Source organism: Variovorax sp. J2L1-78 (assembly GCF_030317205.1).
Lineage (GTDB): Bacteria > Pseudomonadota > Gammaproteobacteria > Burkholderiales > Burkholderiaceae_C > Variovorax > Variovorax arabinosiphilus.
In genome coordinates, this window is the sequence record NZ_JASZYB010000004.1 from 26,454 (window position 1) to 52,064 (window position 25,611).

The window sequence follows — 25,611 nt, forward strand, 5'->3', positions numbered from 1 at the left end:
TCGTTGGTTGCGGACTGGGAAAGGGAATGGAATCAGGGCGCGTCAGGCGCGGGTGCGCACCAGCGTCATCACCGCGTCGGCGAAGACCTGGGGGGCTTCCTGCGGCACGTTGTGGCCGGCCTTCACCACGCGGTGGGTGCGCGGGCCGGTGAACTTCGCGGCATAGGCGCTGCCGTCGGTGGCGGGCACCACGCCGTCGGAGTCGCCGTCCATCGTGAGGGTCGGCACGCCGATGGTCGGGAAGGCGGCCAGCTTCTTCTCCAAGGCCTCGTAGGCCGGGAAGCCGTCCGCCAGGCCAAGGCGCCACCGGTAGTTGTGGATGACGATCGCGACGTAGTCCGGGTTGTCGAAGGACGCTGCGGTGCGCGCGAAGGTCGCGTCGTCGAAGGCCCACTTCGGCGAGTTCGTGGTCCACAGGATGCGCGCGATGTCGCGCCGGTTCGCCTCCAGGCCAAGCCGGCCGCGCTCCAGCGCGAAGTAGTACTGGTACCACCAGCCATGCTCCGCCTTGGCCGGCAGCGGCAACTGGTTGCCCGGCCGGTTGGTCATGATGTAGCCGTTGACCGACAGCAGGCCGAGGCAGCGTTCCGGCCACAGCGCGGCGAGGATGCAGGCGGTGCGCGCGCCCCAGTCGTAGCCGACCATCACCGCCCGGTCGATCTTCAGCGCGTCGAGCAATGCAATCTGGTCGAGCGCCACCGCGGCCTGCTGCGCCGAGCGTGGGTTGGCGCCGTCGAGGAAGCGGGTGCTGCCGTGGCCGCGCAGGTGCGGCACGATGACGCGGCAGCCCTGGGCCGCGAGCAGCGGTGCCACTTCGGCATAGCTGTGGATGTCGTACGGAAAGCCGTGCATCAGCAGCACCGGCACGCCGTCGGCCGGCCCCATCTCGACATAGCCGACGTCGAGTTCGCCCGCGCGGATCTGCCGCAAGGGGCCGAACGGCGGCAGCGCCGGGGGCGCGGCATTCGCCACGCCCATGAGCCCGAGCTCTGCAGCGGCGAGGCCGACGACGGCACCGCCCAGCAGCAGGCGTCGTTGAAGGTCGATGGAAGGGTGGGACATGCGTGCTCCTGTCTTTCTGGCGGTTGGTTGGAGCCGCCATTGGATGCACCGCATGTGTTCGCGATGTGTTCGGAAACCGGCTTCTTGTATGCCCGTGTATGTCGAACGCGCCAGATACACAGGCATACAAAGAGAAGCCGGCAGGTAATGTTCCGTGTCGGGGCGGTCGCCGGACACACTGCCATACACAGGCGCGGCGGCCACGCGATGCGGGGTCTATAAACGGCGCCATGCCCGATCCCGCCCTCGCCTCTTCGCCCCTGCCCACCGCCTCATGGCAACGGCTGCTGCCGCGCTCGCTGTTCGCGCGGGTCACGCTGATCATCGTGGTGGGCTTGGCCATCGCGCAGTTGCTGACCTTCGCGGCCGTGCGCTACGAACGCGGCATGGCCATGCGCGAGCTGATGATGATCGGCATCGAGCGCGACATCGCCAGCTCCATCGCCATCCTCGACCGCCTGCCGGCCGCGGAACGCGAAGGCTGGCTGGCGAGGCTGGAGCGGCGCAACTACCGCTTCGTGCTCAACGGCCAGGCCGTCGGCACGGCGCCCGACAGCGCCGCCTCGCAGGCGTTCGCGAAGGCGATCGTCGACGCGCTGCGGCCCTTCGAGACCGTCAAGGTCGGCCAGGTCGCGCAACCGCCCGAGGGCCTGCAGATCGAGGTGCGGCTTGGCGACGGCTCGACCGTGGTCGTGCTGGCCCGGCGTGCCGACATGCCGCTGTCGCCGTGGGTGCTGTGGCTGCTCGCGCTGCAGCTGCTGGTGCTGGCGCTGTGCGTCTGGCAGGCCGTGCGGCTGGTCACGCGGCCGCTCGCGCAGCTGGCGTCGGCCGCCGACGACCTGGGCCCCGACCTGAAGGCCCGCCACCTCGACGAACAGGGGCCGACCGAAGTCGCCCATGCGGCGCGCGCCTTCAACGCGATGCAGCAGCGCATCGCCGGCTACATGGCCGAGCGGGTCGAGATCCTCGCGGCGATTTCGCACGACCTGCAGACCCCCCTCACCCGGATGCGGCTGCGCACCGACCTGATGGACGAGGGGCCGGAGCAGCGCAAGTTCCGCCACGACCTGGATGCGATGAGCGTGCTGGTGAAAGAGGGCGTGACCTATGCGCGCACGCTGCACGGCACCACCGAGCCGGCGTCGCGCATCGATGCCGATGCGCTGCTCGGCAGCCTGGTCGCCGACTATGCGGACACCGGGCAGCCGGTGCGGCTCGAAGGCCAGCTCGGCGCACCCGTGGTGAGCCGGCCGAACGCGCTGCGGCGCATCGTGGCGAACCTGGTCGACAACGCGCTGAGTTTCGGCAGCCAGGTGCAGGTGCAGCTGCGCGCCGATGCGGCCGAGCGCTTCGTCGTCGCGGTGATCGACGACGGACCGGGCATCCCGCCCGATGAACTGGAGGCGGTGCTCAAGCCCTTCTACCGGGTCGAGGGCTCGCGCAACCGCAGCACCGGCGGCACCGGGCTGGGCCTGGCCATCGCGCATCAGCTCGCGGTCGCGATGGGCGGCCAGCTCGTGCTCCTGAACCGCGCGGAAGGCGGGCTCGAAGCCCGGCTCACGCTGCCCCGCCAATCCGCCTGAAACCCACCCCAGAGACCAGCGCCGGAGACTCCGACCATGCTCATCCTCGCCCTCGCCTACCTCGGTGGCGTGCTCACCATCCTGAGCCCGTGCATCCTGCCGGTGCTGCCCTTCGTCTTCGCACGGGCCGACCGCCCCTTCCGCGCGCATGGCCTGCCGATGCTGGCGGGCATGGCGTTGTCCTTCGCGGCCATCGCCACACTGGCGGCGGTCGGGGGCGGCTGGGTCGTCACGTTCAACGAGTACGGACGCACCGCCGCCATCGCCCTGCTCGCGCTGTTCGGGCTCACGCTGCTGTTCCCGGCGCTGGCCGACCGGCTGAGCCGGCCGCTGGTGGCCTGGGGCGAGCGCCTGGCGGCATCGCCATCGAACCCATCCGGCGCCTCGGCCTCCTGGCTGTCGCCGCTGCTGCTGGGCGTGGGCACCGGGCTGCTGTGGGCGCCCTGCGCCGGGCCGATCCTCGGGCTGATCCTGACCGGCGCCGCGCTGAACGGCGCGAGCGTCGGCACCTCGCTGCTGCTGCTCGCCTATACCGCCGGCGCCTGCACCTCGCTGGCCGCCGCCCTGCTGCTGGGCCGGCGCGTGTTCGAGCGCATGAAGGGCTCGCTGCGCACCGGCGAGCGGGTGCGGCAGGTCGCCGGGGCGGCCGTGCTGCTGGGTGTGGGCGCGATCGCGCTGGGACTGGACACGGGATGGTTGTCGCGTCTGTCGATCGGCACCACCGGCACGCTCGAACAGGCACTGGTCGACCGGCTCGCGCCGTCCCCGGCGCAGCCGACAAGCGCGGCGATCGAGCCCGACAGCCCGATGCAGAAGGTCGCGGCGCAGGTGCCCTCGCCCGCGCGCAGCCCGCGCGCCGACGGCCCGTTGTCGGCGCTGGCCGGCGCGACCGGCTGGATCAACTCGCCACCCCTCGGCGCCGACGCGTTGCGCGGCAAGGTGGTGCTGATCGACTTCTGGACCTACTCCTGCATCAACTGCCTGCGCACGCTGCCCTACCTGCGCGCCTGGGCCGAGAAGTACAAGGACGCCGGCCTCGTGGTGGTGGGCGTGCATTCGCCGGAGTTCGCCTTCGAGAAGCGCAGGACCAATGTCGAAAAGGCCGTCGGCGACCTGCACATCGGCTTCCCGGTGGCGCTCGACAGCGACTTCGCCGTCTGGCGCGCCTTCGGCAACCAGTCGTGGCCAGCGTTCTACTTCATCGATGCACAGGGGCGCGTCCGCCATCGGACGGCGGGGGAAGGCGACTACGACCAGATGGAGCGCGTGATCCAGCGCCTGCTGGCCGAGGCGGGACAGACCGCCGTGCCGTCCACACTCGCCGCGCCCGAGGGCGAAGGCACGCAGGCGGCACCGGGCGCGACACCGCCCCGCTCGGGCGAGACCTACCTCGGCTACGAACGCGCCAGCGGCTTTGCCGCGCCGGGCGGTATCGTGCCCGACCGCGTGACCTCCTATGCGCCCGCATCGCCGCTGCGCACGAACGAATGGGCCCTCGGTGGCGACTGGAAGGTGCAGAAGGAAGCGGCGGTGCTCGCCCGCCCGCTGGGGCGCATCGCCTACCGCTTCCAGGCACGCGACCTGCACCTGGTGCTGGGCCCGGCGGACGACGGCCAGCCCGTGCGCTTTCGCGTGCGGATCGATGGCCAGCCACCGGGCACCGACCACGGCGCCGACACCGACGCCCAGGGCAATGGCACCATCGATGCGCAGAAGCTCTACCAGCTGGTGCGCCAGCGCGAGAACGGCAAGCCGCGCCTGTTCGAGATCGAGTTCCTCGACGCCGGCGCGCAGGCCTACGCCTTCACCTTCGGCTGACCGCGCGCGGCGGTGGAAAAGCGCTTGCGGTAGTCGCGCGGCGCCACCCCGAGGTGGCGCTGGAAGGTCACGCGCATGCGCTCCTCGTCGCCGAAGCCACACAGCCCGGCGATCTGGTCCACGTTGCGCGCGGAGTCTTCCAGCAGGCGGCGCGCCGCCTCGAGCCGGAACACCTCCACCGCCTTGGCGGGCGTGCGGCCGGTCTTCTCCTTGTAGACCCGGGCGAAGTTGCGCGGGCTCATGCGCGCCTTCTCGGCGAGGAACTCGACCGTGAGGTTCGGGCGCTCGAGGTTGCCCGCGATCCACAGGTTGAGTTCGTCGAAGGTGTCGGCATCGTCGGCCTGCGCCTGCAGCAGTTCGCTGAACTGCGACTGTCCGCCCGGCCGCTTGAGGAAGACGACGAGTTCGCGCGCGACCTCCATCGCGATGTCGTGCCCGCAGTCGGCCTCCACCAGCGCCAGCGCGAGATCGATGCCCGCGGTGACGCCGGCCGAGGTCCACACCGCGCCCTGCTGCACGAAGATGGCGTCGCGGTCGATCTGCACCGCGGGGAAGCGCTGGCCCATCATGTCGAACATGAGCCAGTGCGTGGTGGCGCGCTTGTGGTCGAGCAGGCCGGCCGCCGCCAGCAGGAAGGCGCCGCTGCACACCGACGCCGTGCGGCGGGTGCGGCCCGAGGCGCGCCGCAGCCAGGCCACCAGCGACGCGGAACGATCGAGCACCGCGTCCATCTGCGGCGAGCCCGGCACGATGAGCGTGTCGACCGACGACGGACGGAAGTCGCGCAACGGCGCCGTCATCAACTCGAGCCCTTCGGCGCTGCGCATCAGGCCGCCTTCCAGGCTGGCGGTGATGCGCTCGTAGCCCGGCAGGCCGCGCGCCTCCATCGCCTTGGTGGCGGCCCAGAACACGGTCTGCGCGCCGGTGAGGTCGAGCAGACCCACGTCGGGAAAGGCGACGAAGAGAACGCGTCGGGCGCCTCGGCGCCTTGGCAGTAATTCAGGGGTATCAGTCATTTCAGCCTTTGCCTTCCGATCCTACGATGGACGCATCCAACCCGCAAACATCGAAAGGCACACCATGAAGATCGTCGTCATCGGAGGCACCGGCCTCATCGGCAGCAAGCTGGTCAAGCAGCTGATCGCGCGCGGCCACGAGGCCGTCGCCGCGTCGCCCAACACGGGTGTCAACACCCTCACCGGCGAAGGCCTGGCCGATGCGCTCCAGGGCGCAGAGGTGGTGGTCGACGTCGCCAACTCGCCCTCCTTCGAGGACAAGGCGGTGATGGACTTCTTCGAGACCTCGGGCCGCAACCTGCTCGCCGCCGAGGCCGCGGCCGGCGTGCGGCACCACGTGGCGCTGTCGGTGGTCGGCACCGAGCGGCTGCAGGGCAGCGGCTACTTCCGCGCCAAGCTGGCCCAGGAAAAGCTCATCCAGGCGGCGCGCGTGCCGTACACCATCGTCCATGCCACGCAGTTCCTCGAATTCCTCGGCGGCATCGCGCAGTCGGGCACCGAAGGCCAGACGGTGCGCCTGTCGCCCGCGCTGGTGCAGCCCATCGCCTCGGACGACGTGGCCGCCGCCATGGCCGACGTCGCGCTCGGCGCGCCGGTCAACGGCACGGTCGAGATCGCCGGGCCCGAACGTGTCGGCCTGGCCGCGCTGGTCGCGCGCTACCTGAAGGCCACGGGCGACCCGCGCACCGTCGTCGCCGATGCGAAGGCGCCCTACTTCGGCGTGGAACTCGACGACCGCTCGCTCACGCCGGGCGACCACCCGCGCCTGGGCACCATCGGCTTCGACGCCTGGCTGGCCGCACGATAGGGTCGCCGACGCGACGGCCGCTCGACGCGGTGGTCAGTACAGGTCGTGGCGAACAGCGTGGGCGTAGTGCGCATCGATCTGCGCGATGCTCGCGTCGTCGGCCTCGGCCTCGGCGTTCTCGAGCTTGGCGAACGCGGCCAGCATCTGACCGACGGTCGGCAGCGTGCCGCGTTCGATGCGCGAACTGTCGTCCCACAGCTTGGCGCGGTTGATGGCCTTGCCGCAGTGGAGCAGCACCTGATCGATCGCCACGACGGTCGCGGCCTTGGGGATGCGTTCCCCTTCGCTCAGCTGGGCCAGCAGTTCGGGCGCGGTGGAGATCCGGCCGCGACCGTTGATCCGCAGGAAGATCTCCTGCCCCGGGAACAGGAACACCATGCCGAGCCGCTCGTCGCGCACGAGGTTGCGTAGCGACTCGATGCGGTTGTTGCCCGGCCAGTCGGCGAAGGCGACGGTGTGTGCATCCAGCACATGGACGAAGCCCGGCGGGCCGCCGCGCGGCGAGGCGTCCAGCCCGTCCGTGCTGCCGGTCGCCAGACAGAAGAAGGTGGCGGCCTTCAGGTACGCCTCGTGGATGTCGATGAGGCGGTCGAGCACGGCCTTCTGGATGCGCTCGGCCGGGGGCGCGTAGAGCGCGTCCAGGTCCGGCGCGGCCTGCGGTGCCGAGCCCTGGGCGATGGCGCTGGATGGCGGGTTGCTGTCGATGTCGTCCGGGCGGACGTCCTGTGCGTGCATGCGATGCGCTCCTTGGAGGGTTGCGGGGCAGGATAGAGGCGATCGTCGTGGCGGCTGTAGACTGGATCGGCCATCCGATAGCTCATCGCCGCCATGACTGACCTGACCCTCGATCCGACCCTCGTCAATGCTGCCGATGGCCCGGTCGTGTTCGTCGCGACGGGGAGTCAGGACGAGGAACTCTCGTCCGAGCCGCACCACCATGCGCGCGGCCAGCTCTTCGGCTCGCACGCCGGGTTGCTGTCGGTGGGCCTGGAGAGCGGCGTCTGGGTGGTGCCGTCGATCCACGCGGTGTGGCTGCCGCCGCACCACCTGCATTCGGGCCGTTCGCACGGCCCTTTTCGCGGCTGGGCCGCCTATGTCGCGGAGCGTGCCTGCGACGACCTGCCGAAGCAGCCCTGCACGATCCGCACGTCCGGCCTGCTGCGCGAGGCCGTACTGCGCGCGAGCACCTGGCCCATGGGGCCGCTGGACGCCCGCAGTGCGCACGTGGCGGCGGTGATCCTCGACGAGATCCGCAGCCTGCCGGTGGAGAGCTTCGGCCTGCCCTTGCCGCGCGACCCACGCCTGCTGCGGATCGCGCGGGCGCTGATCGCCGACCCGGCCGACACGCGCGACCTGGAAAGCTGGGCCGCCTGGGCGGCCATCAGTTCGCGCACCCTGAGCCGGCGCTTCGTCGAAGAGACCGGGTTCAACTTCACCGCGTGGCGGCAGCGTGCTCGCCTGATGCGGTCGTTGGAGATGCTGGCGGCCGGCGCCTCCGTCACCGCCGTGGCGCTCGACCTCGGCTATGCCACGGCCAGCGCCTTCATCGCACTGTTCCGGCGCACCTTCGGCGAGACGCCGGCGAGCTACCGCCAGCGGCTGTGAGGCCGTGACGCAGCGCGCGTCAGCCGATCTCGGCGATGGCCGCGCCCGCCGCCACGTACGCGCCCTGCGCCACCTTCAGCGTGACGCGCCCGGCACGGTGCGCCGTGACGGGCATCTCCATCTTCATCGCTTCCATCGAGGCCAGGGTGTCGCCCGCGGCCACGGTGCCGCCGTCGGCGACCTTCCAGGCTTGCAGCGTGCCGGCGATCGGCGCTGCGACGGCGGCCGGATCGATCGCTGTCGCCGACACCGCTGCGCCCGCGCCCGCCGCAGCGGGTGCCGCGGAGGGCAGCCCGCGCAGCAACGCCGCCGGCAGGCCCAGCGCCACGCGGCGGCCATCGATCTCGACCGCCGTGCGCACCAGCGCCACGTCGGCCAGCGGCTCGGGGCGCACGGCGGCGGCCAGCGTGTTCGCGAAGTCGGTCTCGATCCAGCGCGTGTGCACCTTGAACGCATCGTCGGACACGAAGTCCGGCGCCTCCATCACCGCGCGGTGGAAGGGCAGCACCGAGGCCACGCCTTCGATGCGGAATTCCTTCAGCGCCCTCCGCGCCCGCGCGATGGCCTGCGCGCGTGTGGCGCCGGTGACGATCAGCTTGGCCATCAGCGAATCGAAGGTGCCGGGCACGGTCGAGCCCGACTGCACGCCGGTGTCGACGCGCACGCCGGGGCCCGACGGCGCTTCGAACACATGCACCGGCCCGGGCGCGGGCAGGAAGCCACGGCCGACGTCTTCGGCGTTGATGCGGAACTCGAAGGCGTGGCCGCGCGGCACCGGTGTCTCGGTGACCGACAGCGGCAGGCCGTCGGCGATGCGCAACTGCTCGACCACCAGGTCGATGCCGGTCGTCTCTTCCGTCACCGGATGCTCGACCTGCAGCCGCGTGTTGACCTCGAGGAAGGAGATCGTGCCGTTCGGGCTCAGCAGGAACTCGACCGTGCCCGCGCCGACGTAGCCGGCCTGGGCGCACACGTCGCGCGCGGCCTGGTGAATGCGCTCGCGCTGTGCATCGCTGAGGAAGGGCGCGGGCGCTTCTTCCACCAGCTTCTGGTTGCGCCGCTGCAGCGAGCAGTCGCGCGTGCCGAGCACGACCACGTGGCCGTGCGTGTCGGCGATCACCTGCGCCTCGACATGGCGCGGGCGGTCGAGGAACTGTTCGACGAAGCACTCGCCGCGGCCGAAGGCGGTGACGGCCTCGCGCACCGCCGAGTCGTACAGGTCAGCCACCTCGTCCATGCGCCAGGCGATCTTCATGCCGCGGCCGCCGCCGCCGAACGCGGCCTTGATGATGATGGGCATGCCGTGCTGTTCGGCAAAGGCCAGGACCTCGGCCACGCCGGCGACCGGACCGGCCGTGCCGGCCACCAGCGGTGCGCCGACTTCGAGCGCGATCTTGCGCGCCTGCACCTTGTCGCCCAGCGCCTTGATGGCAGCGGGCGGCGGGCCGATCCAGGTGAGGCCGGCGTCGATCACGGCCTGGGCGAAGGCCGCGCTCTCCGACAGGAAGCCGTAACCGGGATGCACCGCGTCGGCACCGCAGCGTTTCGCCACCGCGAGCAGCTTGCCGATGTTCAGGTAGGTGTCGGCCGGGCGCTGGCCGTCGAGGCCGTACGCCTCGTCGGCCATGCGCGCGTGCAGCGCGTCGAGGTCGGCGTCGGCGTACACGGCCACCGAGCTCACGCCGTAGTCGGCACAGGCGCGCGCGATGCGCACGGCGATCTCGCCGCGGTTGGCGATGAGGACTTTCTTCATGGGGTGTCTCGGGTGGTGGCGCTGAACGCGCGGAGGGGGTTGAAGCGCACCTGCGCGCCGATGGGGATCTGCCCCGCGCGGTCGAGGTGGTGCGGAGCGACACAAGCGATCACCGGATAGCCGCCGGTGAGCGGATGGTCGGCGAGGAAGAGCACGGGCTGGCCGCTCGGCGGCACCTGGATCGCCCCGAGGGCCGTGCCCTCGCTCGGCAGCTCGCCGGTGTGCTCACGCGACAGCGGCGTCTCGCCGGCCAGCCGCAGGCCGACGCGGTTCGATTGCGGCGTGACCGTCCACAGCTGGCTCGCCAGCAGCGCGACGGCCTCGGGCGTGAACCAGTCGGTGCGCGGGCCCATGACGACATCGAGCACCACGGTCTGGTGTGCGGTCGGCAGGTCTTCGCGCGGCGCTTCGGGTGCGCCGACGATGGCGCCGCGCGTGACCGCGTGCACCGGCAACACGTCGCCGGCGCGGAGGTGTGGCGGGCCGACATGCGCGAGCGTGTCGGTCGACCGGCTGCCGAGCACGGGCGCGATGGCGAAGCCACCACGCACCGCAAGGTAGCTGCGGATGCCGGCGCGCGGCTCGCCGAGCGCGAGGCTGTCGCCGTCGGACAGCGCGATGGCTTCGTGGCTGGGCACGGCGCATCGAACGCCGCTCGCACGCACGAGTTCGATCGGCGCGTCGGCACCGGCGAAGGCGACGACGGTGTCGCCGCGGCTCGTGACCTGGAAGCCGCCGTAGACGATCTCGATGCAGGTCGCATCGCTCGCATTGCCGACGAGGCGGTTGGCCGCGCGCAGGGCGCCGCGGTCCATGGCGCCCGAGGCCGACACGCCCTGCCCGGCCTGGCCATGGCGGCCGAGGTCCTGGAACAGCGCCTGCAGGCCGGTGCTGCGCACGACGAGCGCGGGGCCGTCGTGCGACGGCGTGTCGACGGCGGCGGCCTGGGGCGCTGGCGCCACCGCCACGCGCTGCCCCGACACATCGACGAAGCGCACAGTGAAGCCCGGCTGCAGCAACGCGGGCACGTCGCGGCCCAGGTCCCACATCGGCGTGGCGGTCACGCCGATGATCTGCCAGCCGCCGGGGCTGGCCTGCGGATAGACGCCGCTGAAGGCTCCGGCGAGGCCCACGGCGCCCGCGGGAATGCGCGTGCGCGGCGTGGTGCGGCGCGGCACGTTCAGGCTCGGATGGCCGCCGCTGAGATACGCGAAGCCGGGCGCGAAGCCGGTGAAGGCGACGGTGTAGTCGCTGCCGGTGTGGCGGCGGATGACTTCGTCGCGCGAGAGGCCGAGCATCTGCGCGACGTCGCCCAAGTCTTCGCCGTCGTAGTCGACCGGGATCTCCACGCGCGTGCTCGCACGTTCGACCGGCCCGGCGAGGCTGCGTCGCCCGATGCGTTCGACCAGGGCGTCGTGCGTGACGGTGGTCGGCCGGAAGCGGACCATGATCGTGCGCGCGGCCGGCACCAGTTCGTCGATGCCGTCGATGGGCTCGGCCTGCAGCGACGCCAGCAGCGCCAGCGTCTGCGGCAGGTCGTCGAGCTCGACCAGCAGCGCGTCGAGGTTGACGGGCAGGAAGCGCATCACGTTGCCGCCCCTTCATCAACGAAGGGCGCGACGGTGACGCCCGAGCGTTCGAGCAATGCGCGCACCTGCCGCGCCATCTCGACCGCGCCGGGGCTGTCGCCGTGCACGCAGACCGACTCGGCCTGCAGGCGCACGGTGCTGCCGTCGATGGCGGTGACGACGCCCTCGGTCGCAAGGCGCAGCATGCGCTCGGCCACCGCGTGCGCGTCGTGCAGCACGGCGCCCTTCTCGCGGCGCGAAACCAGCGACCCATCGGGCATGTAGGCACGGTCGGCGAAGGCTTCGGCCACGGTGCGCAGGCCGCTCGCTTGCGCCCAGCCGAGCAGTGGCGAGCCGGCCAGGCCGACCAGCACCAGCGACGGATCGATCGCGCGGATGGCGGCGATCACGTCGCGCGCCTGGCGCTCGTCGTGCGCGATGGTGTTGTAGAGCGCGCCGTGCGGCTTGACGTAGCGCACCGCCGAGCCCGCCACCGCGGCCAGGCCCTGGAGCGCGCCGATCTGGTAGATCACGTCGGCCTGCAGGTCGGCGCTGGCCACGTCCATGGCGCGTCGGCCGAAGCCGGCGAGGTCGGGATACGCCACATGCGCGCCGACCGTCACGCCGCGCTCGGCCGCGCGGCGCAGCGTCTGCAGGATGCCGGCCGCGTCACCGGCATGGAAGCCGCAGGCCACGTTGGCGCTGCTCACGATGCCGAGCATCGCGTCGTCGTCGCCCATGCGCCAGGCGCCCAGGCTTTCGCCCAGGTCGCTGTTCAGGTCCATCTTCATCGGGGCCTCAACGGAACATCAGGAAGTACAGGATGAACACGTTGCAGGTCAGCAGCGCGAGCGCCGTGGGCACCTGCGCGCGGATCACCGCGTTCTTGTCGGGCAGCTCGAGCAGCGCCGCGGGCACGATGTTGAAGTTGGCCGCCATCGGCGTGAGCAGCGTGCCGCAGTAACCCGAGAGCATGCCGACCGCCGCCATCACGGCCGGGTTGCCGTGGTACATGCCCACCAGCACCGGGATGCCCACGCCGCCCGTCATCACCGGGAAGGCCGCGAAGCCGTTGCCCATGATGACGGTGAAGAGCGCCATGCCGACCACGTACACCACGACGGCGAAGAAACGCACGTCCATGTTGATGTAGCTGGTGGTGATGTGCGCCACGGCCTTGCCCACGCCGGCGTCGGAGAACACCAGGCCGAGCATGCCGAGCATCTGCGGCAGCACCAGCGCCCAGCCGAGTGCGTCGGTGAGGCGGCGCGATTCGCGGATGCCCTGCACCGGCGTCTCGTTCGTCATCTTGCAAGCCAGCGCCAGCGCGACGATGCAGCCGATGCCCAGACTCACCAGCGTGGTGTTCTTGGGGTCGAGCAGCGGCGTGCCGCCGATGACGAGGTGCGACGCCGATAGCGTGCCGATCATCGTGACCACCGGGATCGCCAGTGCGGGGATGAAGAGCTTGTTGCCCAGTCGCTTGGCGCTGGCGGCGTACTGCTCGACCGTGCGCGGCACATGGTGGCCGATGCCCACGCCGCCGAAGGCCGCGATCAGCGCCATCACGACGACGCCCACGCCGACCCACACGGGCGGCAGCCGGTCGCCGACGAGGAACACGAGCGAATAGAGGCCCCAGAAGAAGGCGCTGGAATAGCGCTTGGCATGCTGCCTGTCGGTCAGCGTCATCACCGCGGTGACGGCCAGGATGGCGCCGACGAGGTAGTACAGGTGCGTGATGGTGAGCGTCATGGTCAGGCGCCCTTCACGGCGGGGTTGGCGGTGCTGGCTGCGGGCGCCACCGGCGTGGCCCCGGCCAGTTCACGCGCGAGCCAGCCGTCCAGCCGGCGCAAGCGCCACGCGTGGATGACGAAGGCGCAGACCGCCGTCGGGATGCCCCACAGCGCGACCTGGATCGGCTCGATGTCGATGCCCGCTTCGCGCAGGAAGGTGGTCATCAGCACGATGGCGCCGAAGGCCACGAAGATGTCTTCGCCGAAGAACAGGCCGACGTTGTCGGTGGCGGCCGCATAGGCGCGCAGCTTGTGGCGGACCTTGTCCGGCAGCGCACCGAAACGGGCTTCGGCCGCACCTTCGGCCATCGGCGCGAGCAGCGGCCGCACCATTTGCGGGTGTCCGCCCAGGCTGGTGAGGCCGACGGCGGCGGTCAGCTGGCGCGCGCCGAGGTAGACGATCAACAAGCGGCCCGAGGTCGCGGACTTGATGCTGCTGATCCAGCGCTGCGCATGCTGGCGCAGCCCGTGCCGCTCGAGCAGGCCGATCACCGCCAGGGGCAGCAGGATGATCAGCGGCAGGTTGCGCGTCTTGATGAAGCCGGTGCCGATGGTCGCGAGGATCTTCTCCACCGGGAAGTGCGCCGCGAAGGCGGTGACGATGGCGGTGACGATCACCACCAGCATCGGATTGAAGCGCAGGACGAAGCCCGCAATGATGACGGCGACCCCCAGCAAGGGCCACAGATTGATCTCGGTAGGCACGGCGGTAACTCCTAGGTGTTGGGATGATTTCTTAGGATTGACTGAACCACACGAACATATGAATGGTTCAAACAGCATGAATTGTTGAACAATTCATGATTTCCTGTAAGCACATTGCGTGCCAATTTCTAGGTGAAAACCCGGGAGTTGTTGAGCATTCATGGGTGATCGAGGAACAGAACCTGCTACAACCACGGCGCCTCTTCCCCTTTGAACCCGCTTGCCATGACCCTCCCCGATTCGCCCGCCGCCGTGACGCAGACCCTCAGCGAGCGGACGGCCGAGCAGCTGCGCCAGAAGATCACGCAGGGCGAATTCGCGCCCGGCCAGCGGCTGTCGGAGCAGGCCTTGAGCGACAGCCTGGGCATCTCGCGCAACACGCTGCGCGAGGTGTTCCGCCTGCTGACCAAGGAGGGGCTGGTCAAGCATTCGCCCAACCGCGGCGTGTTCGTCGCCATCCCGAGCATCGCGGCGATCATCGACATCTACCGGGTGCGGCGGCTGATCGAGTGCCAGGCGCTGGCCCAGGCCTATCCGCGCCATCCGGCCAAGAAGAAGATGCGCGAGGCGGTGGAGACCGCCCTGCGCTGCCGGGACACGGGCGACTGGCTGGGCGTGGGCACGGCCAACATGAAGTTCCACCGGGCGGTGGTCGAACTGGCCGACAGCGAACGCCTCAACCTGCTGTTCGAATCGGTCTTGGCCGAACTACGGCTGGCCTTCGGCCTGCTGCGCGACCCCGAGTTCTTGCACGCGCCTTACGTCGACATGAATCGGAACATCCTCGAACTGACCGAAGCGGGCGAGTTCGCGCGCGGTGCCGCGGCGCTCAACGACTACCTGGTGCACTCCGAACGCATCGTGCTGGCGGTCTACGCCCGGCACCTCAACGACGCCGGCTGGGACCTGTGAGGCCGCCGGCGCTTCGCGCCTCCGGCTGACAGCCCCGGCCGGTGCGGCGCGCCAGAATCCCGCACGCCCCGCCCCCGCCCCAAGCTGCATCACCGATGAAACACTTCCTGCGCCTGTACTCCGTCATCCATGCACTGATGGCGCTGCTGTTCGCCGGGGCCGGCCTCGCGCTCATGGTGGTGGCGGCACACAACGGCTGGATGGTGGTGGTGGGCAGCATCGACACCACGGCCGGTGAAGCCATCATCGAGGCCATGGGCCTGCTGGCCGCCGCGGTCGTCGCGCTGCAGATCTCGCAGACGATCACCGAGGAAGAGGTGATCCGCGACGCCCACATCAGCGCGCCCACGCGGGTGCGGCGCTTCCTGTCGCGCTTCCTGGTGGTGATCGTCGTCGCCATCGCGGTCGAGGCACTGGTCGCGACCTTCAAGGCGCGCGAGAAACCGGAGCTGATGCTCCATGCGGCGGCCGTCTTCTCCGCCGTCGGCTTGATGCTGGCGGGCTGGGGGGTCTTCATCCACCTCAACCGCTCGGCCGAGGAACTGGAACCGGAGGCGATGGAGGAAGCCAAGAGCGAGGACCGGAAGCTCGAGTGAGACCGACGGGCGCTATCCTCGGCGCCCCATGGTTTCTTCTGTCGCTCCCCGCCTCATCCGCTTCAACAAGCCCTACGGCGTGCTGAGTCAGTTCACGCCCGAGGGCCGCTGGCAAGGCCTGAAGGACTTCATCGACCTGCCCGGCGTGTACGTCGCCGGCCGGCTCGACGCCGACAGCGAGGGCCTGCTGCTGCTGACCGACGACGGCAAGCTGCAGGCGCAGATCGCCGATCCGCGCTTCAAGATGGAGAAGGTGTACTGGGTGCAGGTGGAGGGCGTGCCCGCCGACGCGGCGCTGGCCGCCCTGCGCGATGGCGTGACGCTCAACGACGGCCCGACGCGTCCGGCCCACGCGCAGCGTATCAACCCGCCGTCCGGCCTGTGGGAACGCGACCCGCCCATCCGCGTGCGCCAGGCCATTCCCACCACCTGGATCGAGCTCGCGATCAAGGAAGGCCGCAACCGCCAGGTGCGGCGCATGACGGCGGCGGTCGGGCACCCGACGCTGCGGCTGGTCCGCGCGGCCATCGGGCCGTACACGCTGGACGGCCTGGCACCGGGCGCCTGGGCCGGCTGAAGGCTCAGCGTTCGCCGAGGAAAGCGCCGTCGACCGGCTTCTTCAACCACCCGTGGATGTCGCCGCCGAGCTTGTACGCCACCGTGCCCACCATGCTGCAGGTGCTGCGCGGCAGACCGATGTACAGGAACATCTGCCGCTGCGCCGTGAAGTGGACCGGCGCGGTGCCGGGCCGCTCCAGCGTGCCGCGCAGTTCGACGATCTTCGGGCCGCCGTAGATGCCGCCGGCGTTGGCCAGCAGGTCGGTCACTTCGACCTTGAGCACCGGCGCCGCCGTGGTACCGGGCGTGGGCGCGGCGAGCAGGTAAAGCAAGGGCTCTTCGATCTGGTCTTCGACCGCCTGGTGCAACAACGCGGGGACGTCGCAGTTGTCGTCCGACTTCGACAGGCGCAGTCCCTTGCTGGTGGTGCCGTAGGTGACCTGCGGCATGACGAGGCTGTTCTGCGCCGTGGCCTCGGGTGGCGGCGGTTCCGCCTTCTCGACGGTCGGCTGGCGCGTGCCGCAGGCGGCCATGAGGCCGGCCATGGCCAGCAGGGTGGCCAGGCGTGCCGCCTTCGCCGCGGGATGGATGCGATGCATCAAATACGTTCTCCTTGAATGACCGCGTTCGAGACGCGGCCCGCGATTGTCGGGGCGCCTCGACACGGCCCACGGGCCCGTGCATCGACGCACGCCGCGCAGCGTGACTTTGCTGACAGTTGCGGTCGCACGTCGCTCGCTAGACTTGCCCGATGGCCTTCTCCCACCCCACTTTTCCCTTTCACGCCTCCCAACGCCGCACCGCCCTCCTCGGCACGCTCGGCGCCCTGCTGCTGCCGACCCTGCCCGCGCTCGCGGCGACGCCGGCGGCCGCGCCCGAGCTCTGGCCGCAGGCCTCGGCCGTGCCCGGCGGCGTGGTGCGGCTGTCGCTCGGCCCGGCGGCAGCACGCCCGACGGCGCACACCGATGGAAACGTGCCGCTGCTGGTCATCGGCGACCCGATCGCGTGGACCGCGCTGGTCGGCATCCCGTTGGCGGCGCCGGTCGGCAACGCACGCATCGTGGTGCGCGCCGACGACGGCAGCGAAAAGTCCATCGCCTACGCCATCGCGCCCAAGCGCTACAGCGAGCAGCGCCTGAAGGTCGCGCCGGGCACGGTCGACCTGTCGGCCGCCGACCAGGCGCGCTACGAGCGCGAGCGCGACCACCAGGCGCGCGTGATGGCGACCTTCAGCGAGGCGCTGCCCGCCGACCTGAAGATGGCGGTGCCGGTGCCCGGCCGACGGTCGAGTTCCTTCGGCCTGCGCCGCGTGTTCAACGGCCAGTCGCGCAATCCGCACAGCGGCATGGACATCGCCGCGGGCACCGGCACGCCGGTGCGTGCCCCGCTGCCCAGCCGCGTGATCGACACCGGCGACTACTTCTTCAACGGCGGCACCGTCTGGCTCGACCACGGCCGCGGCCTGCTGAGCATGTATTGCCACCTGAGTGCGATCGACGTGAAGGTCGGCGACGTGCTGCAGACCGGTGACCGCTTCTGCGCCGTGGGCGCCACCGGCCGCGTGACCGGGCCGCACCTGCACTGGGGCGTGATGCTCAACCGCACGATGGTGGACCCGGCGCTGTTCATCACGGCCTGATCGCCAAGGACACACCCATGACACCCATCTTCCACATGATCTCCGGCGCACCCGACCCGGTTGCTCCCTTCAGCCATGCCGTGCAGTCCGATGGATGGCTCTTCGTCACCGGGCAGATGCCCTTTGTCGATACCTCGGTCGACACGCCCTACCCGGACGGCATCGAAGCCCAGACCCACCAGGTCATGAAGAACCTCCAGACCGTGCTGGCAGGCTGCGGCTTCGGCTGGGACGAGGTGCTCTCGGTGCGCATCTTCCTGCGCCACTTCGACGAGGACTACGACGCGATGAACGCGGTCTACGCCAGCTACTTCCCGCCTGGACGCCGACCGGCACGCACCTGCGTGGGCGTGAACGGCCTGGCCAAGGGCGCGCGCATCGAGATCGATCTGATCGCGCGCCGCAGCTGAACGTCCGCCCGCTCAGTGCGCCTGCGCCGCTCCCGGCCAGAGGCGCACGACCAGCGCACCGGCCGCCGATGCTGCGGCCAGGCCGACCACCGCCATCCAGCCCCACTGCGCCAGCATCAGCGCGCCGAGCGCCGAACCGATCGCCATGCCGAGGAACATGCCGACGAACAGCACCGCGTTGAGACGGCTGCGGGCGGCCGGCTCGATGCTGTAGACGATGGTCTGGTGCGCGATCAGCGAGGCCTGGATGCCCAGATCGAAACCGATGGCGCCCACCACCAGCAGGCCCAGCTGTGCATGCGGCTGCATCCACGGCGCGAGCGCCATCACCGCGAAGGACGCCAGGACCAACGACGCACCGAGGCGGGTGACCAGTTCGGGGCCGCGCTTGTCGGCGATGCGCCCGGCGATCGGTGCCGCCAGCGCACCGGCCGCACCGGCCAGTCCGAAGGCACCAGCGGCCGCGCTGCCCAGGTGGAAGGGCTCGCCGTGCAGCATCACGGCCAGCGTCGACCAGAAGGCGCTGAAGCCGATCGACAGCAGGGCCTGCGCGAGGGTGGCGCGGCGCAGGGCGCCGTGGCGCTTCCACAGCTTGACCAGCGAACCCATGAGCGCGCCGTAGCTCAGCTGGGTGGTCGGCCGGAAGCGCGGCAGGCCGCGCCAGGCGGCGGCGCCGATCAACGCGATGCTCAGCGCCGCGGCGATGAACATCGTGCGCCAGCCAAGGTGCTCGGCGACGAAGCCGCTGACCACCCGCGACAGCAGGATGCCCAGCAGCAGCCCGGTCATGACGGTGCCGACGATCTTGCCGCGGCTCGCCTCCGGTGCCAGCGTGGCGGCGGCCGGCACGATGTCCTGCGCCAGCGTGGCCGACAGGCCGATCACCAGGCTGGCGACCAGCAGCACCGCGATCGAGGGGGCAGCACCGGCCAGCAGCAGCGCGACGCAGAGCACCGCGGCCTTCATCAGGATGATGCGGCGGCGGTCGTAGCGGTCGCCCAGCGGCGCGAGCAGCAGGATGCCCAGCGCATAGCCGAGCTGCGTGAGCGTGGGCACGAAGCCGACGGCGCGGGCCGAGGCGCCGATGTCGGCGCCCAGCACGCCGAGCATCGGCTGCGAGTAGTAGAGCGCCGCCACCGCCAGGCCGGCGCCGGTGGCGAGAAGCAGGACGAGCGAGGCTGGCAGTGCAGACGCCGCAGCCGGCGCTGCGGGTGTATGCGTGGCTTGAATGTGAGACATAGTGGTTAACCCTTGATTTCGAAAGACTGGGTCGGAGTGTGCGCAAGAAGTGCGTCGCGCGGTAGGGGTGGCCAGCGCAAAATGCTTATACGTTCAGCGCATGCAGAGGATCCGATGCCGACCCCCACCGCCCCCCTTCCCCAACCAGCGTCCGCCGCTTCGGCACCAGCCCTTCCACCCGGCACGGTCGGCGACCGCATCCAGCTGATGCAGACCTTCGTGCGCATCGTCGAGGCCGGCAGCCTGTCGGCCGCAGCGGCGCAACTGGGCGCCACCCAGCCCACGGTGAGCCGCCGCCTGCAGGCGCTCGAGCGTTCGCTGGGCACGCGCCTCCTGAGCCGCTCGACGCACGCCATGAAGCTCACCGAAGACGGCGAGCGCTGCTTCGCGCGGGCCAAGGAACTGATCGAAGCCTGGGACAGCTTCGAATCCGACCTGCGCGGCGCAGGCGCGGAGCCCGAGGGCACGCTGCGCGTGGTGGCGCCGCATGCCTTCGGCCAGAACGTGCTGGTCGGTCCGCTGGCCGGATACCTGCGCCGCTACCCCCGCATGTCGGTCGACTGGCTGCTGCACGACCGCGCGCCCGACTTCATCGCCGACGCGGTGGATTGCGCGATCCACGTCGGCGAAGTGAACGACCCGCAGCTGGTTGCCCTCAAGCTGGCCGAGGTGCCGCGCATCGTCGTGGCGGCCCCGTCGGTGCTCGGCGATGGGCCCGCACCCTCGCATGCGAAGGACCTGGCGGCGCTGCCCTGGCTGGCACTGCGCAGCTTCTACCGGACCGATATCACCCTGACCCATGTGCAGAGCGGCGAACGCCACAGCGTGCCCATCACCCCGCGCCTGAGCACCGACAGCCTGTACGCCACCTGCAACGCCACATTGATGGGCCTGGGCGTGAGCGTGGTGTCGGCCTGGGCGGTGGCCGGCGACCTGGCGGCCGGGCGGCTGGTGCACCTGACGCCGCAATGGCGTGCCAGCCCGCTGCCGATGCACCTGGTGTATCCATACGCGCGCCACTACCCGGCGAAGCTGCGTCGTTTCGTGGAAGCCATGCGCGAGTCGGTGCCCGGCGCGGTGACGACCGGGCTCACGCCAGCCGACTGACGGCCGCCGGCGCTGCGGCTGGCCCGCGCGGGGTAAGATTTCGGATTCTTTCGATCTCATCTGATGCCACAGAGAGTCGGGTCCCCACGTGTGTGGGGCCGCCTCCCCGGGTCCACCATGGCGCATGCCACGGGCCCCAGCCAGCCACCGCCACGCCGTGCATCGGGATGATCCTGCTTCTGAGCGCGCTGCCTGCATGCCTCGCCTTCCCGGGCCGGGTTCGCGCGCTTGGAAAGCCGTCGTTCCTTGACCCTGGCTGGACCGTGCTCACCCGCTACTACCGTGACCTGCTGAATTTCTGCCTGCGCAAGACGAGGGATCGCGATACGGCGGCAGACCTTGCACAGGAGAGCTTCGTGCGCGTGTTCGCGATGCAGCAAGCCGGCCAGGCCATCCAGCATCCGGCGGCGTTGCTGCAACGGGTCGCCACGCATGCCAAGGTGGACATGGACCGGCGCGCGGCCGTCAGGGAAGCCGAGGACATCGACGGGTTGGACGAAGACCTCCGACCGACCGCGCCGTCGCATCTGCAGCCCGAGGCGGTCTATGCGTCGACGGAAGCGGTTCGGTCTTATCTACAGGCGATTGAGTCGCTGCCTCCCCGCTGTCGCGAAGCGTTCAGCCTGTACGTCTTCGATGACATGTCCAAGCAGGACATTGCCGACCGCATGGGCGTCTCCCTGAGCATGGTCAAGCAGTACGTCACGCGCGGCAAGGCCGTCTGCGCCGATCGCCGACGTGTCCTGGACAACGCCAGATGAGTCGATTCGAGCGCACCACTCCCCACGTCGACAGGCCCATCGATGAAACGATCGAGGCGCGCGAGCACGAGGCCTTCATGCGGACGCTCGACCCGGCCCTCGCGGCCGCTGCCGAGTGGCACACCCGGCGCGAAGACGGCCTCGGGGCGACCGAGGAGGCGCAGTTCCAGCAATGGCTGTCGGACGATCCGGCCCATGCGGCCGCCTATGCAGCGCTGGACCACAGCCATGCCGCGGTGCGCAAGCTGCCGGCCGAAGCGGTCGCGCACCTGCGTGTGCCCCCGGAGCCGCAAGGGCCCCTGCAGGCGCATCGCCCCCACCCCGTCGCTCCCCGGCCGACGCCGCGACCCGAACGCGCACCGTCGCGGAGATCTTGGACAGGGCGTGGGGCGACGGGCCTGGCGGCCAGCTGCCTGCTGCTGGCCGCTGGCGGGGTCGGCTGGCACCAATGGCATCAGCCCACCTTCGCGAACCACTACGCCACGAACCGCGGCCAGCAGTTCGACACGGTCTTGCCCGACGGCAGCGACGTGAGGCTCGACGCCGTCACGCGCACCGACGTCGCGCTGTATCGCGACCGGCGCGAGGCACGGCTGGACGAGGGCCAGGCCATGTTCGCCATCGCGCCGGACGCCGGCAAGCCTTTTCGCGTGACGGCCGGTCCCGCGCGGATCACCGTGGTCGGCACACGCTTTTCGGTGCGCTACGTAGGCCCGGAAGGCCAGCCCCGGACGGTCGAGGTCGCGGTCGAGGAGGGCAAGGTGCTGGTCGAAAGCACGGTCAGGCCGGAGCGAGGCACGTCGATGGCCGCGCTCACCGCGGGGCAGTCGGTCCGGGTGAGCGCTTCCGGCGCGCTCGAAGCGGTCGCTGCCGTGCCGGTCAGCAGCGTGGCGTTGTGGCGCAAGGGACTGATCCGCTTCTCGAACACGCCGCTGGCCGAGGCGATCCGGGAGATGGAACGTTACGGCCCTACCCGGCTGGTGGTGTCGGATCCGAAGATCGCCGATCTGCGCATCGGCGGTTCGTTCGAGGTGTCGCACCCCGAGGAACTGGCGAAAGTGCTGCCATCCCTCCTGCCCGTCACCCTGGTCGGCCGCGCCGACGGCAGCCGGGACGTGGTCGGCGCGCGCTGAAAGGGGCAAAAAAGTTCGGGCGCGGGGTGTCCGAATCGCCAGGCCGTGCGTCTTTCTTGGTAGTGGAAGTTTGTTTATCTCCGTCCCGACCAAGGAAGCCATCCCGATGCGTCACCCGCACCCGTCCCGTCTCCGTCCCGCCCCGCTTGCCCTCGCCGTCGCCATGGCCCTGTCGGCACCGGTGCTCGTTCACGCTCAACCCGCGCCGGAGGGCCGAACTGTCGCCGTGGCCATGGCCGCGCAGCCGCTGGGCGATGCGCTGAACGAACTGGCGGCCGTGACCGGCATGCCGATCGCATTTCCCCAGGCGCTGGTGGCCGGCAAGACCGCCCCGGCCGTCAAAGGGACGTTCACCCTGGGGCAGGCCCTGGCCCATCTGCTGGCGGGAAGCGGGCTCGAAGCGCAACCGGAGGGCCGGACGATCATCATCCGCAGTGCAGGCGCCGGTGCGGCGCAGACCCTGCCGTCCGTCACGGTGACGGCCACGGCCGACACCGCTGAATTGCCCTTGCCCTATGCCGGCGGCCAGGTCGCACGGGGCAGCCGCGTCGGCATGCTGGGCAACAAGGATGTGATGGACACACCGTTCAGCATCACGAGCTACACCGCCGAGCTGATGGAGAACCAACAGGCCATCACCGTCGCGGACGTCCTGGCCAATGATCCTTCGGTGCGCACGCTCTCCTACGGCCTGACGAATGCAGCCGGTGCCGGCGACTCCTTCATGATTCGAGGCTTTTCCATCCAGAATTCCGTGCTGTTCGATGGCCTCTACGGCATCGCACCCAGCCGAACGCTGCCGGTAGAGACCGCCGAGCGGGTCGAGGTACTCAAGGGCCCGAACGCCTTGCTCAATGGCATGGCACCTTACGACGCGGCGGGTGGCGCGATCAACATCGTTCCCAAGCGGGCCGGCGACGAGCCGCTGACCCGGCTCACGAGCACCTACCTGTCCAAAGGCGTCCTAGGTGGACACATCGACGTGGGCAGGCGCTTCGGGGAAGACAAGCAGTGGGGTGTGCGGTTCAACGGGGTCTACCGCGACGGCAGCACCGCCACGCGCGGGCAGTCGGTGGAGCTGGGTGCGGCAACCATCGGCCTGGACTACCGGGGCGACCGGCTCCGGGCGTCCCTGGATGCCGGCCACCAGAGCCTGAACAATGAAGCGCCACAGGGGGCGGGAGGCTTCGGCATCGCCGACGGCATCGACATTCCCCGGCCGCCCAGTGCTCGCGGGCGGCTGGCGCAGGACTGGGAGTTTGCCAAGACCCGGAGCGACTACTTCCTGGCCAAGGCGGAGTACGACCTGGCGCCCGACTGGACGCTCTACGGTGCGGCCGGCGGGAGCAACAACCGGTTCCGATACCTGTCCACGGACGTCATCGTGGCCGACACCCAGGGCAACGCGCAAGCCACGGTGTACTACTGGCCCGACTTTCAGAATTACAGGACGGTCCAGGGCGGGTTGCGCGGAACGCTGCGCACCGCCGGCGTGAAGCACCAGATCAACCTCAGTGCCGCCTATTTGAAGCAGGAGCACGGGTTCACGACGGACTATTACGGGTTCGCCAGCTTCGACACGAACATGTACGCCAGCCCTTCGGTGGCCGCCCCGTCGATCGCGGGCTTCTCCTCCAAGCCACCGATGACCGATTCACTGCGTCTGCCGTCCGTGGCGATCTCCGACACGGTCTCTTTCCTCGACGATCGCGTGGCCGTGACGCTCGGTGCACGCCATCAGCAGGTGAAGTACATCAACTACGACACGAGCACGGGTGTGGGAACGACCACGCACGACAAGAGCGCGGTCACGCCGGTGCTCGCCGTGCTGTTCAAGCCGCAGGCGAACCTGTCCCTCTACGGCAACTACATCGAAGGGCTCAGCAAGGGGGATACAGCACCGATCGGAACGACGAACGCCAACGAGGTGTTCCCCCCGATCAAGACCAAGCAGTACGAGGTCGGCGCGAAATACGATTTCGGTCGCTTCGCGGTCACGGCCGGGCTGTTCCAGATTCAGAAGCCCAGCGGACTGGTGGTTGGCAATCCCGACGGCAGTTTCACGTACCAGGTGGCCGGCGAGCAACGCAACCGCGGCGCCGAGCTCGGGCTCTTCGGCGAACTGGCACGCGGCGTCCGCCTGCTCGGAGGCATCGCCTACACCGACGGCCGCCTGACCCACACGGATGGCGGCGTCAACGATGGCAACTTCGCACCGAACGTGTCGCGCTGGCAACTGAACCTGGGTGGCGAATACGACGTTCCATCGGCCCCCGGCCTCACCTTGACCGCGCGAATGATCTCGACCAGTTCGCAATACCTGGACGCGGCCAACTCGCGCAGTGTGCCGGGCTGGACGCGCTGGGACGTCGGCGCACGCTATGCCACCAAGGCCTGGGACCGGCCCCTCGTGCTCAGGGCAGGTATCGAGAATCTGCTCGGGCGCGATTACTGGGCCAGCGGTTCAGGAAGCTGGCTGTACCTGGGTCGGCCGCGCACGTTGATGGTGTCGGCCACGGTCGACTTCTGATCGTCACTCGCGCGCGAAGAACGCCTCGACCAGCCGCACCCAGTAGGTCGAGCCCACCGGCAGCAGCGCATCGTTGAAGTCGTAGTTCGGGTTGTGCAGCTCGCACGGGCCCATGCCGTGGTACGTCTCTTCGCGGTGGCCGCCGCCGCCGTGCTGCGGCGTGTTGCCGTCGACCTTGTCGGCGCCGAAGGTGTCCTTGGCGACCTGCATGGCGAAGTCGGTCTGCGCGTCCCAGTTCACCAGCGGCGGGTAGGCGCGGTGGAACTTCAGCTCGCCGGTGCCGCCGTGCGCCTGCGGCAGCATCTCGGCGATGCGGCGCATGTTGGCCTCGATCTCGTCGAGCACCTCGGTGCTGAAGGTGCGCACGGTGCCTTTGATCGCGGCCTCGCCGGGCAGCACGTTGTAGGCATCGCCCGCGTGGATCTGCGTGACGCTCACCACCGCGACGTCGATCGGGTTCTTGTGGCGCGAGATCAGCGTCTGCAGCGCGCCGACCATCTGCGCGGCGATCACGATGGTGTCGACCGACTTGTGCGGCTGCGCCGCGTGGCCGGCCTCTTCCGCCGGCTGGAAGATGAAGTTGACGGTGCCTTCGAAGTCGCGATGCGTCGACAGGTAGTGCGCCGCGCCCAGCAGCATCGCGGTGTGGCCGTCGTGGCCGCAGCCGTGCATGCGGCCGGGGTTCTTCGAGGCGTGCAGGAAGCAGCGATGCGGGAGTCGGTGCCGGGGGCGGTGAGTGCGGGGCTGACGGCGGGGGCTGAAGGCACGGATGACCGACGCCAGAGCCAGTGGCAATCGGTGTTAGGCCGAATCGGAAAGCGCACCCACCTTTTGAATTTCTTGAAAGCGCAACCTTCGACGCCAGAAATTCGGAAGCAGCGTCAAATTGACGGCGCCATGTAATTACCCCGACCCAAATTAGCACACTCCTGTAGGATAAATTCCTATTCGGCCAAGGCCCTACTCCTACGTCGCGCGAATCAATTTCTCGGGGTCTATGGCCTCTGGCTCT

23 protein-coding genes and 1 pseudogene are annotated in these 25,611 nt (G+C 69.9%); 13 read left to right on the top strand and 11 right to left on the bottom strand.

Translation table 11 applies throughout. The features are described 5' to 3' along the window. Window positions 1–42: 42 nt before the first annotated feature. Window positions 43–1,062 carry an alpha/beta fold hydrolase gene (locus QTH86_RS22790; protein ID WP_286648449.1) on the bottom strand — a complete coding sequence of 340 codons (1,020 nt, stop codon included), beginning with the start codon at window positions 1,060–1,062 and terminating at the stop codon, window positions 43–45. Window positions 1,063–1,292: 230 nt separating this feature from the next. Here QTH86_RS22790 and QTH86_RS22795 point away from each other — a divergent pair, with 230 nt between their 5' ends. Both QTH86_RS22795 and QTH86_RS22800 read left to right on the top strand, forming a co-directional pair. After that, the gene (locus QTH86_RS22795; RefSeq protein ID WP_286648450.1) at window positions 1,293–2,645 is read left to right on the top strand and encodes an ATP-binding protein; all 1,353 of its coding nucleotides are present in this window, start codon (window positions 1,293–1,295) and stop codon (window positions 2,643–2,645) included. A gap of 36 nt (window positions 2,646–2,681) precedes the next feature. Beyond that, window positions 2,682–4,463, top strand: coding sequence for a cytochrome c biogenesis protein DipZ (locus QTH86_RS22800; protein ID WP_286648451.1), 1,782 nt, complete (start codon window positions 2,682–2,684; stop codon window positions 4,461–4,463). Here the strand turns inward: QTH86_RS22800 and QTH86_RS22805 are convergent. After that, window positions 4,442–5,479: a GlxA family transcriptional regulator gene (locus tag QTH86_RS22805; RefSeq protein WP_444814047.1), complete on the bottom strand. Its 1,038-nt coding sequence runs from the start codon at window positions 5,477–5,479 to the stop codon at window positions 4,442–4,444. The genes QTH86_RS22800 and QTH86_RS22805 overlap by 22 nt on opposite strands. Window positions 5,480–5,543: 64 nt before the next feature. Between QTH86_RS22805 and QTH86_RS22810 the strand changes: the two genes are divergently transcribed. Beyond that, window positions 5,544–6,287: an SDR family oxidoreductase gene (locus tag QTH86_RS22810; RefSeq protein WP_286648453.1), complete on the top strand. Its 744-nt coding sequence runs from the start codon at window positions 5,544–5,546 to the stop codon at window positions 6,285–6,287. A gap of 33 nt (window positions 6,288–6,320) precedes the next feature. Here the strand turns inward: QTH86_RS22810 and QTH86_RS22815 are convergent, their stop codons facing one another. Next, a complete protein-coding gene (locus tag QTH86_RS22815) occupies window positions 6,321–7,022 on the bottom strand; it encodes an MSMEG_1061 family FMN-dependent PPOX-type flavoprotein (RefSeq protein WP_286648454.1) in 702 nt (233 codons plus the stop codon). Between the two features lie 93 nt (window positions 7,023–7,115). Between QTH86_RS22815 and QTH86_RS22820 the strand changes: the two genes are divergently transcribed. Then, complete coding sequence (locus tag QTH86_RS22820) at window positions 7,116–7,892, top strand: AraC family transcriptional regulator (protein WP_286648455.1); 777 nt, start codon at window positions 7,116–7,118, stop codon at window positions 7,890–7,892. A 19-nt stretch (window positions 7,893–7,911) separates the two neighbouring features. Here the strand turns inward: QTH86_RS22820 and QTH86_RS22825 are convergent, their stop codons facing one another. Genes QTH86_RS22825 through QTH86_RS22845 form a run of 5 tightly spaced genes read right to left on the bottom strand, consistent with a single transcriptional unit; the run spans window position 7,912 to window position 13,714 of the window. After that, window positions 7,912–9,645, bottom strand: a complete 1,734-nt coding sequence (locus QTH86_RS22825; protein WP_286648456.1) for an acetyl/propionyl/methylcrotonyl-CoA carboxylase subunit alpha — start codon at window positions 9,643–9,645, stop codon at window positions 7,912–7,914. Beyond that, window positions 9,642–11,231, bottom strand: coding sequence for a 5-oxoprolinase subunit B/C family protein (locus tag QTH86_RS22830; protein WP_286648457.1), 1,590 nt, complete (start codon window positions 11,229–11,231; stop codon window positions 9,642–9,644). Before QTH86_RS22830 ends, QTH86_RS22825 begins: the two co-directional genes overlap by 4 nt. Continuing rightward, window positions 11,231–12,004, bottom strand: a complete 774-nt coding sequence (locus QTH86_RS22835; protein WP_286648458.1) for a LamB/YcsF family protein — start codon at window positions 12,002–12,004, stop codon at window positions 11,231–11,233. Before QTH86_RS22835 ends, QTH86_RS22830 begins: the two co-directional genes overlap by 1 nt. A gap of 7 nt (window positions 12,005–12,011) precedes the next feature. Beyond that, window positions 12,012–12,968, bottom strand: a complete 957-nt coding sequence (locus tag QTH86_RS22840; protein WP_286648459.1) for a DUF979 domain-containing protein — start codon at window positions 12,966–12,968, stop codon at window positions 12,012–12,014. A 2-nt stretch (window positions 12,969–12,970) separates the two neighbouring features. Beyond that, the gene (locus tag QTH86_RS22845; protein ID WP_286648460.1) at window positions 12,971–13,714 is read right to left on the bottom strand and encodes a DUF969 domain-containing protein; all 744 of its coding nucleotides are present in this window, start codon (window positions 13,712–13,714) and stop codon (window positions 12,971–12,973) included. Between the two features lie 225 nt (window positions 13,715–13,939). Between QTH86_RS22845 and QTH86_RS22850 the strand changes: the two genes are divergently transcribed. The 3 genes from QTH86_RS22850 to QTH86_RS22860 all read left to right on the top strand — a co-directional run bounded on the left by QTH86_RS22850 (window position 13,940) and on the right by QTH86_RS22860 (window position 15,799). After that, on the top strand, window positions 13,940–14,626 hold the full coding sequence (locus QTH86_RS22850) for a GntR family transcriptional regulator (protein WP_286648461.1): 687 nt from the start codon (window positions 13,940–13,942) through the stop codon (window positions 14,624–14,626). A 95-nt stretch (window positions 14,627–14,721) separates the two neighbouring features. Further along, window positions 14,722–15,222 carry a hypothetical protein gene (locus QTH86_RS22855; protein ID WP_286648462.1) on the top strand — a complete coding sequence of 167 codons (501 nt, stop codon included), beginning with the start codon at window positions 14,722–14,724 and terminating at the stop codon, window positions 15,220–15,222. Window positions 15,223–15,250: 28 nt separating this feature from the next. Beyond that, window positions 15,251–15,799, top strand: coding sequence for a pseudouridine synthase (locus tag QTH86_RS22860; protein ID WP_286648463.1), 549 nt, complete (start codon window positions 15,251–15,253; stop codon window positions 15,797–15,799). Between the two features lie 4 nt (window positions 15,800–15,803). On the opposite strand, the gene QTH86_RS22865 is transcribed toward QTH86_RS22860, so the two are convergent. Next, window positions 15,804–16,379, bottom strand: coding sequence for a PLP-dependent aminotransferase family protein (locus tag QTH86_RS22865; protein WP_286648464.1), 576 nt, complete (start codon window positions 16,377–16,379; stop codon window positions 15,804–15,806). 152 nt (window positions 16,380–16,531) lie between these two features. Here QTH86_RS22865 and QTH86_RS22870 point away from each other — a divergent pair, with 152 nt between their 5' ends. Both QTH86_RS22870 and QTH86_RS22875 read left to right on the top strand, forming a co-directional pair. Further along, entirely contained in the window at window positions 16,532–17,419 is an 888-nt protein-coding gene (locus QTH86_RS22870) for a M23 family metallopeptidase (RefSeq protein ID WP_286648465.1), read from the top strand. A 17-nt stretch (window positions 17,420–17,436) separates the two neighbouring features. Next, a complete protein-coding gene (locus QTH86_RS22875) occupies window positions 17,437–17,829 on the top strand; it encodes a RidA family protein (RefSeq protein WP_286648466.1) in 393 nt (130 codons plus the stop codon). Between the two features lie 12 nt (window positions 17,830–17,841). Here the strand turns inward: QTH86_RS22875 and QTH86_RS22880 are convergent, their stop codons facing one another. After that, window positions 17,842–19,068 carry an MFS transporter gene (locus QTH86_RS22880; RefSeq protein WP_286648467.1) on the bottom strand — a complete coding sequence of 409 codons (1,227 nt, stop codon included), beginning with the start codon at window positions 19,066–19,068 and terminating at the stop codon, window positions 17,842–17,844. 114 nt (window positions 19,069–19,182) lie between these two features. Between QTH86_RS22880 and QTH86_RS22885 the strand changes: the two genes are divergently transcribed. From QTH86_RS22885 to QTH86_RS22900, 4 genes are all read left to right on the top strand, one after another. Next, entirely contained in the window at window positions 19,183–20,175 is a 993-nt protein-coding gene (locus QTH86_RS22885; protein ID WP_444814048.1) for a LysR family transcriptional regulator, read from the top strand. Window positions 20,176–20,342: 167 nt separating this feature from the next. Beyond that, entirely contained in the window at window positions 20,343–20,936 is a 594-nt protein-coding gene (locus tag QTH86_RS22890) for an RNA polymerase sigma factor (protein ID WP_286648468.1), read from the top strand. Then, window positions 20,933–22,069 carry a FecR family protein gene (locus QTH86_RS22895; protein ID WP_286648469.1) on the top strand — a complete coding sequence of 379 codons (1,137 nt, stop codon included), beginning with the start codon at window positions 20,933–20,935 and terminating at the stop codon, window positions 22,067–22,069. The genes QTH86_RS22890 and QTH86_RS22895 overlap by 4 nt, the downstream gene beginning before the upstream one ends. Before the next feature lie 106 nt (window positions 22,070–22,175). Further along, the gene (locus tag QTH86_RS22900) at window positions 22,176–24,599 is read left to right on the top strand and encodes a TonB-dependent siderophore receptor (RefSeq protein WP_286648470.1); all 2,424 of its coding nucleotides are present in this window, start codon (window positions 22,176–22,178) and stop codon (window positions 24,597–24,599) included. Between the two features lie 3 nt (window positions 24,600–24,602). Here the strand turns inward: QTH86_RS22900 and QTH86_RS22905 are convergent. Further along, window positions 24,603–25,301, bottom strand: a pseudogene (locus tag QTH86_RS22905) (M20/M25/M40 family metallo-hydrolase); the annotation flags it as partial. Window positions 25,302–25,611: the final 310 nt, after the last annotated feature.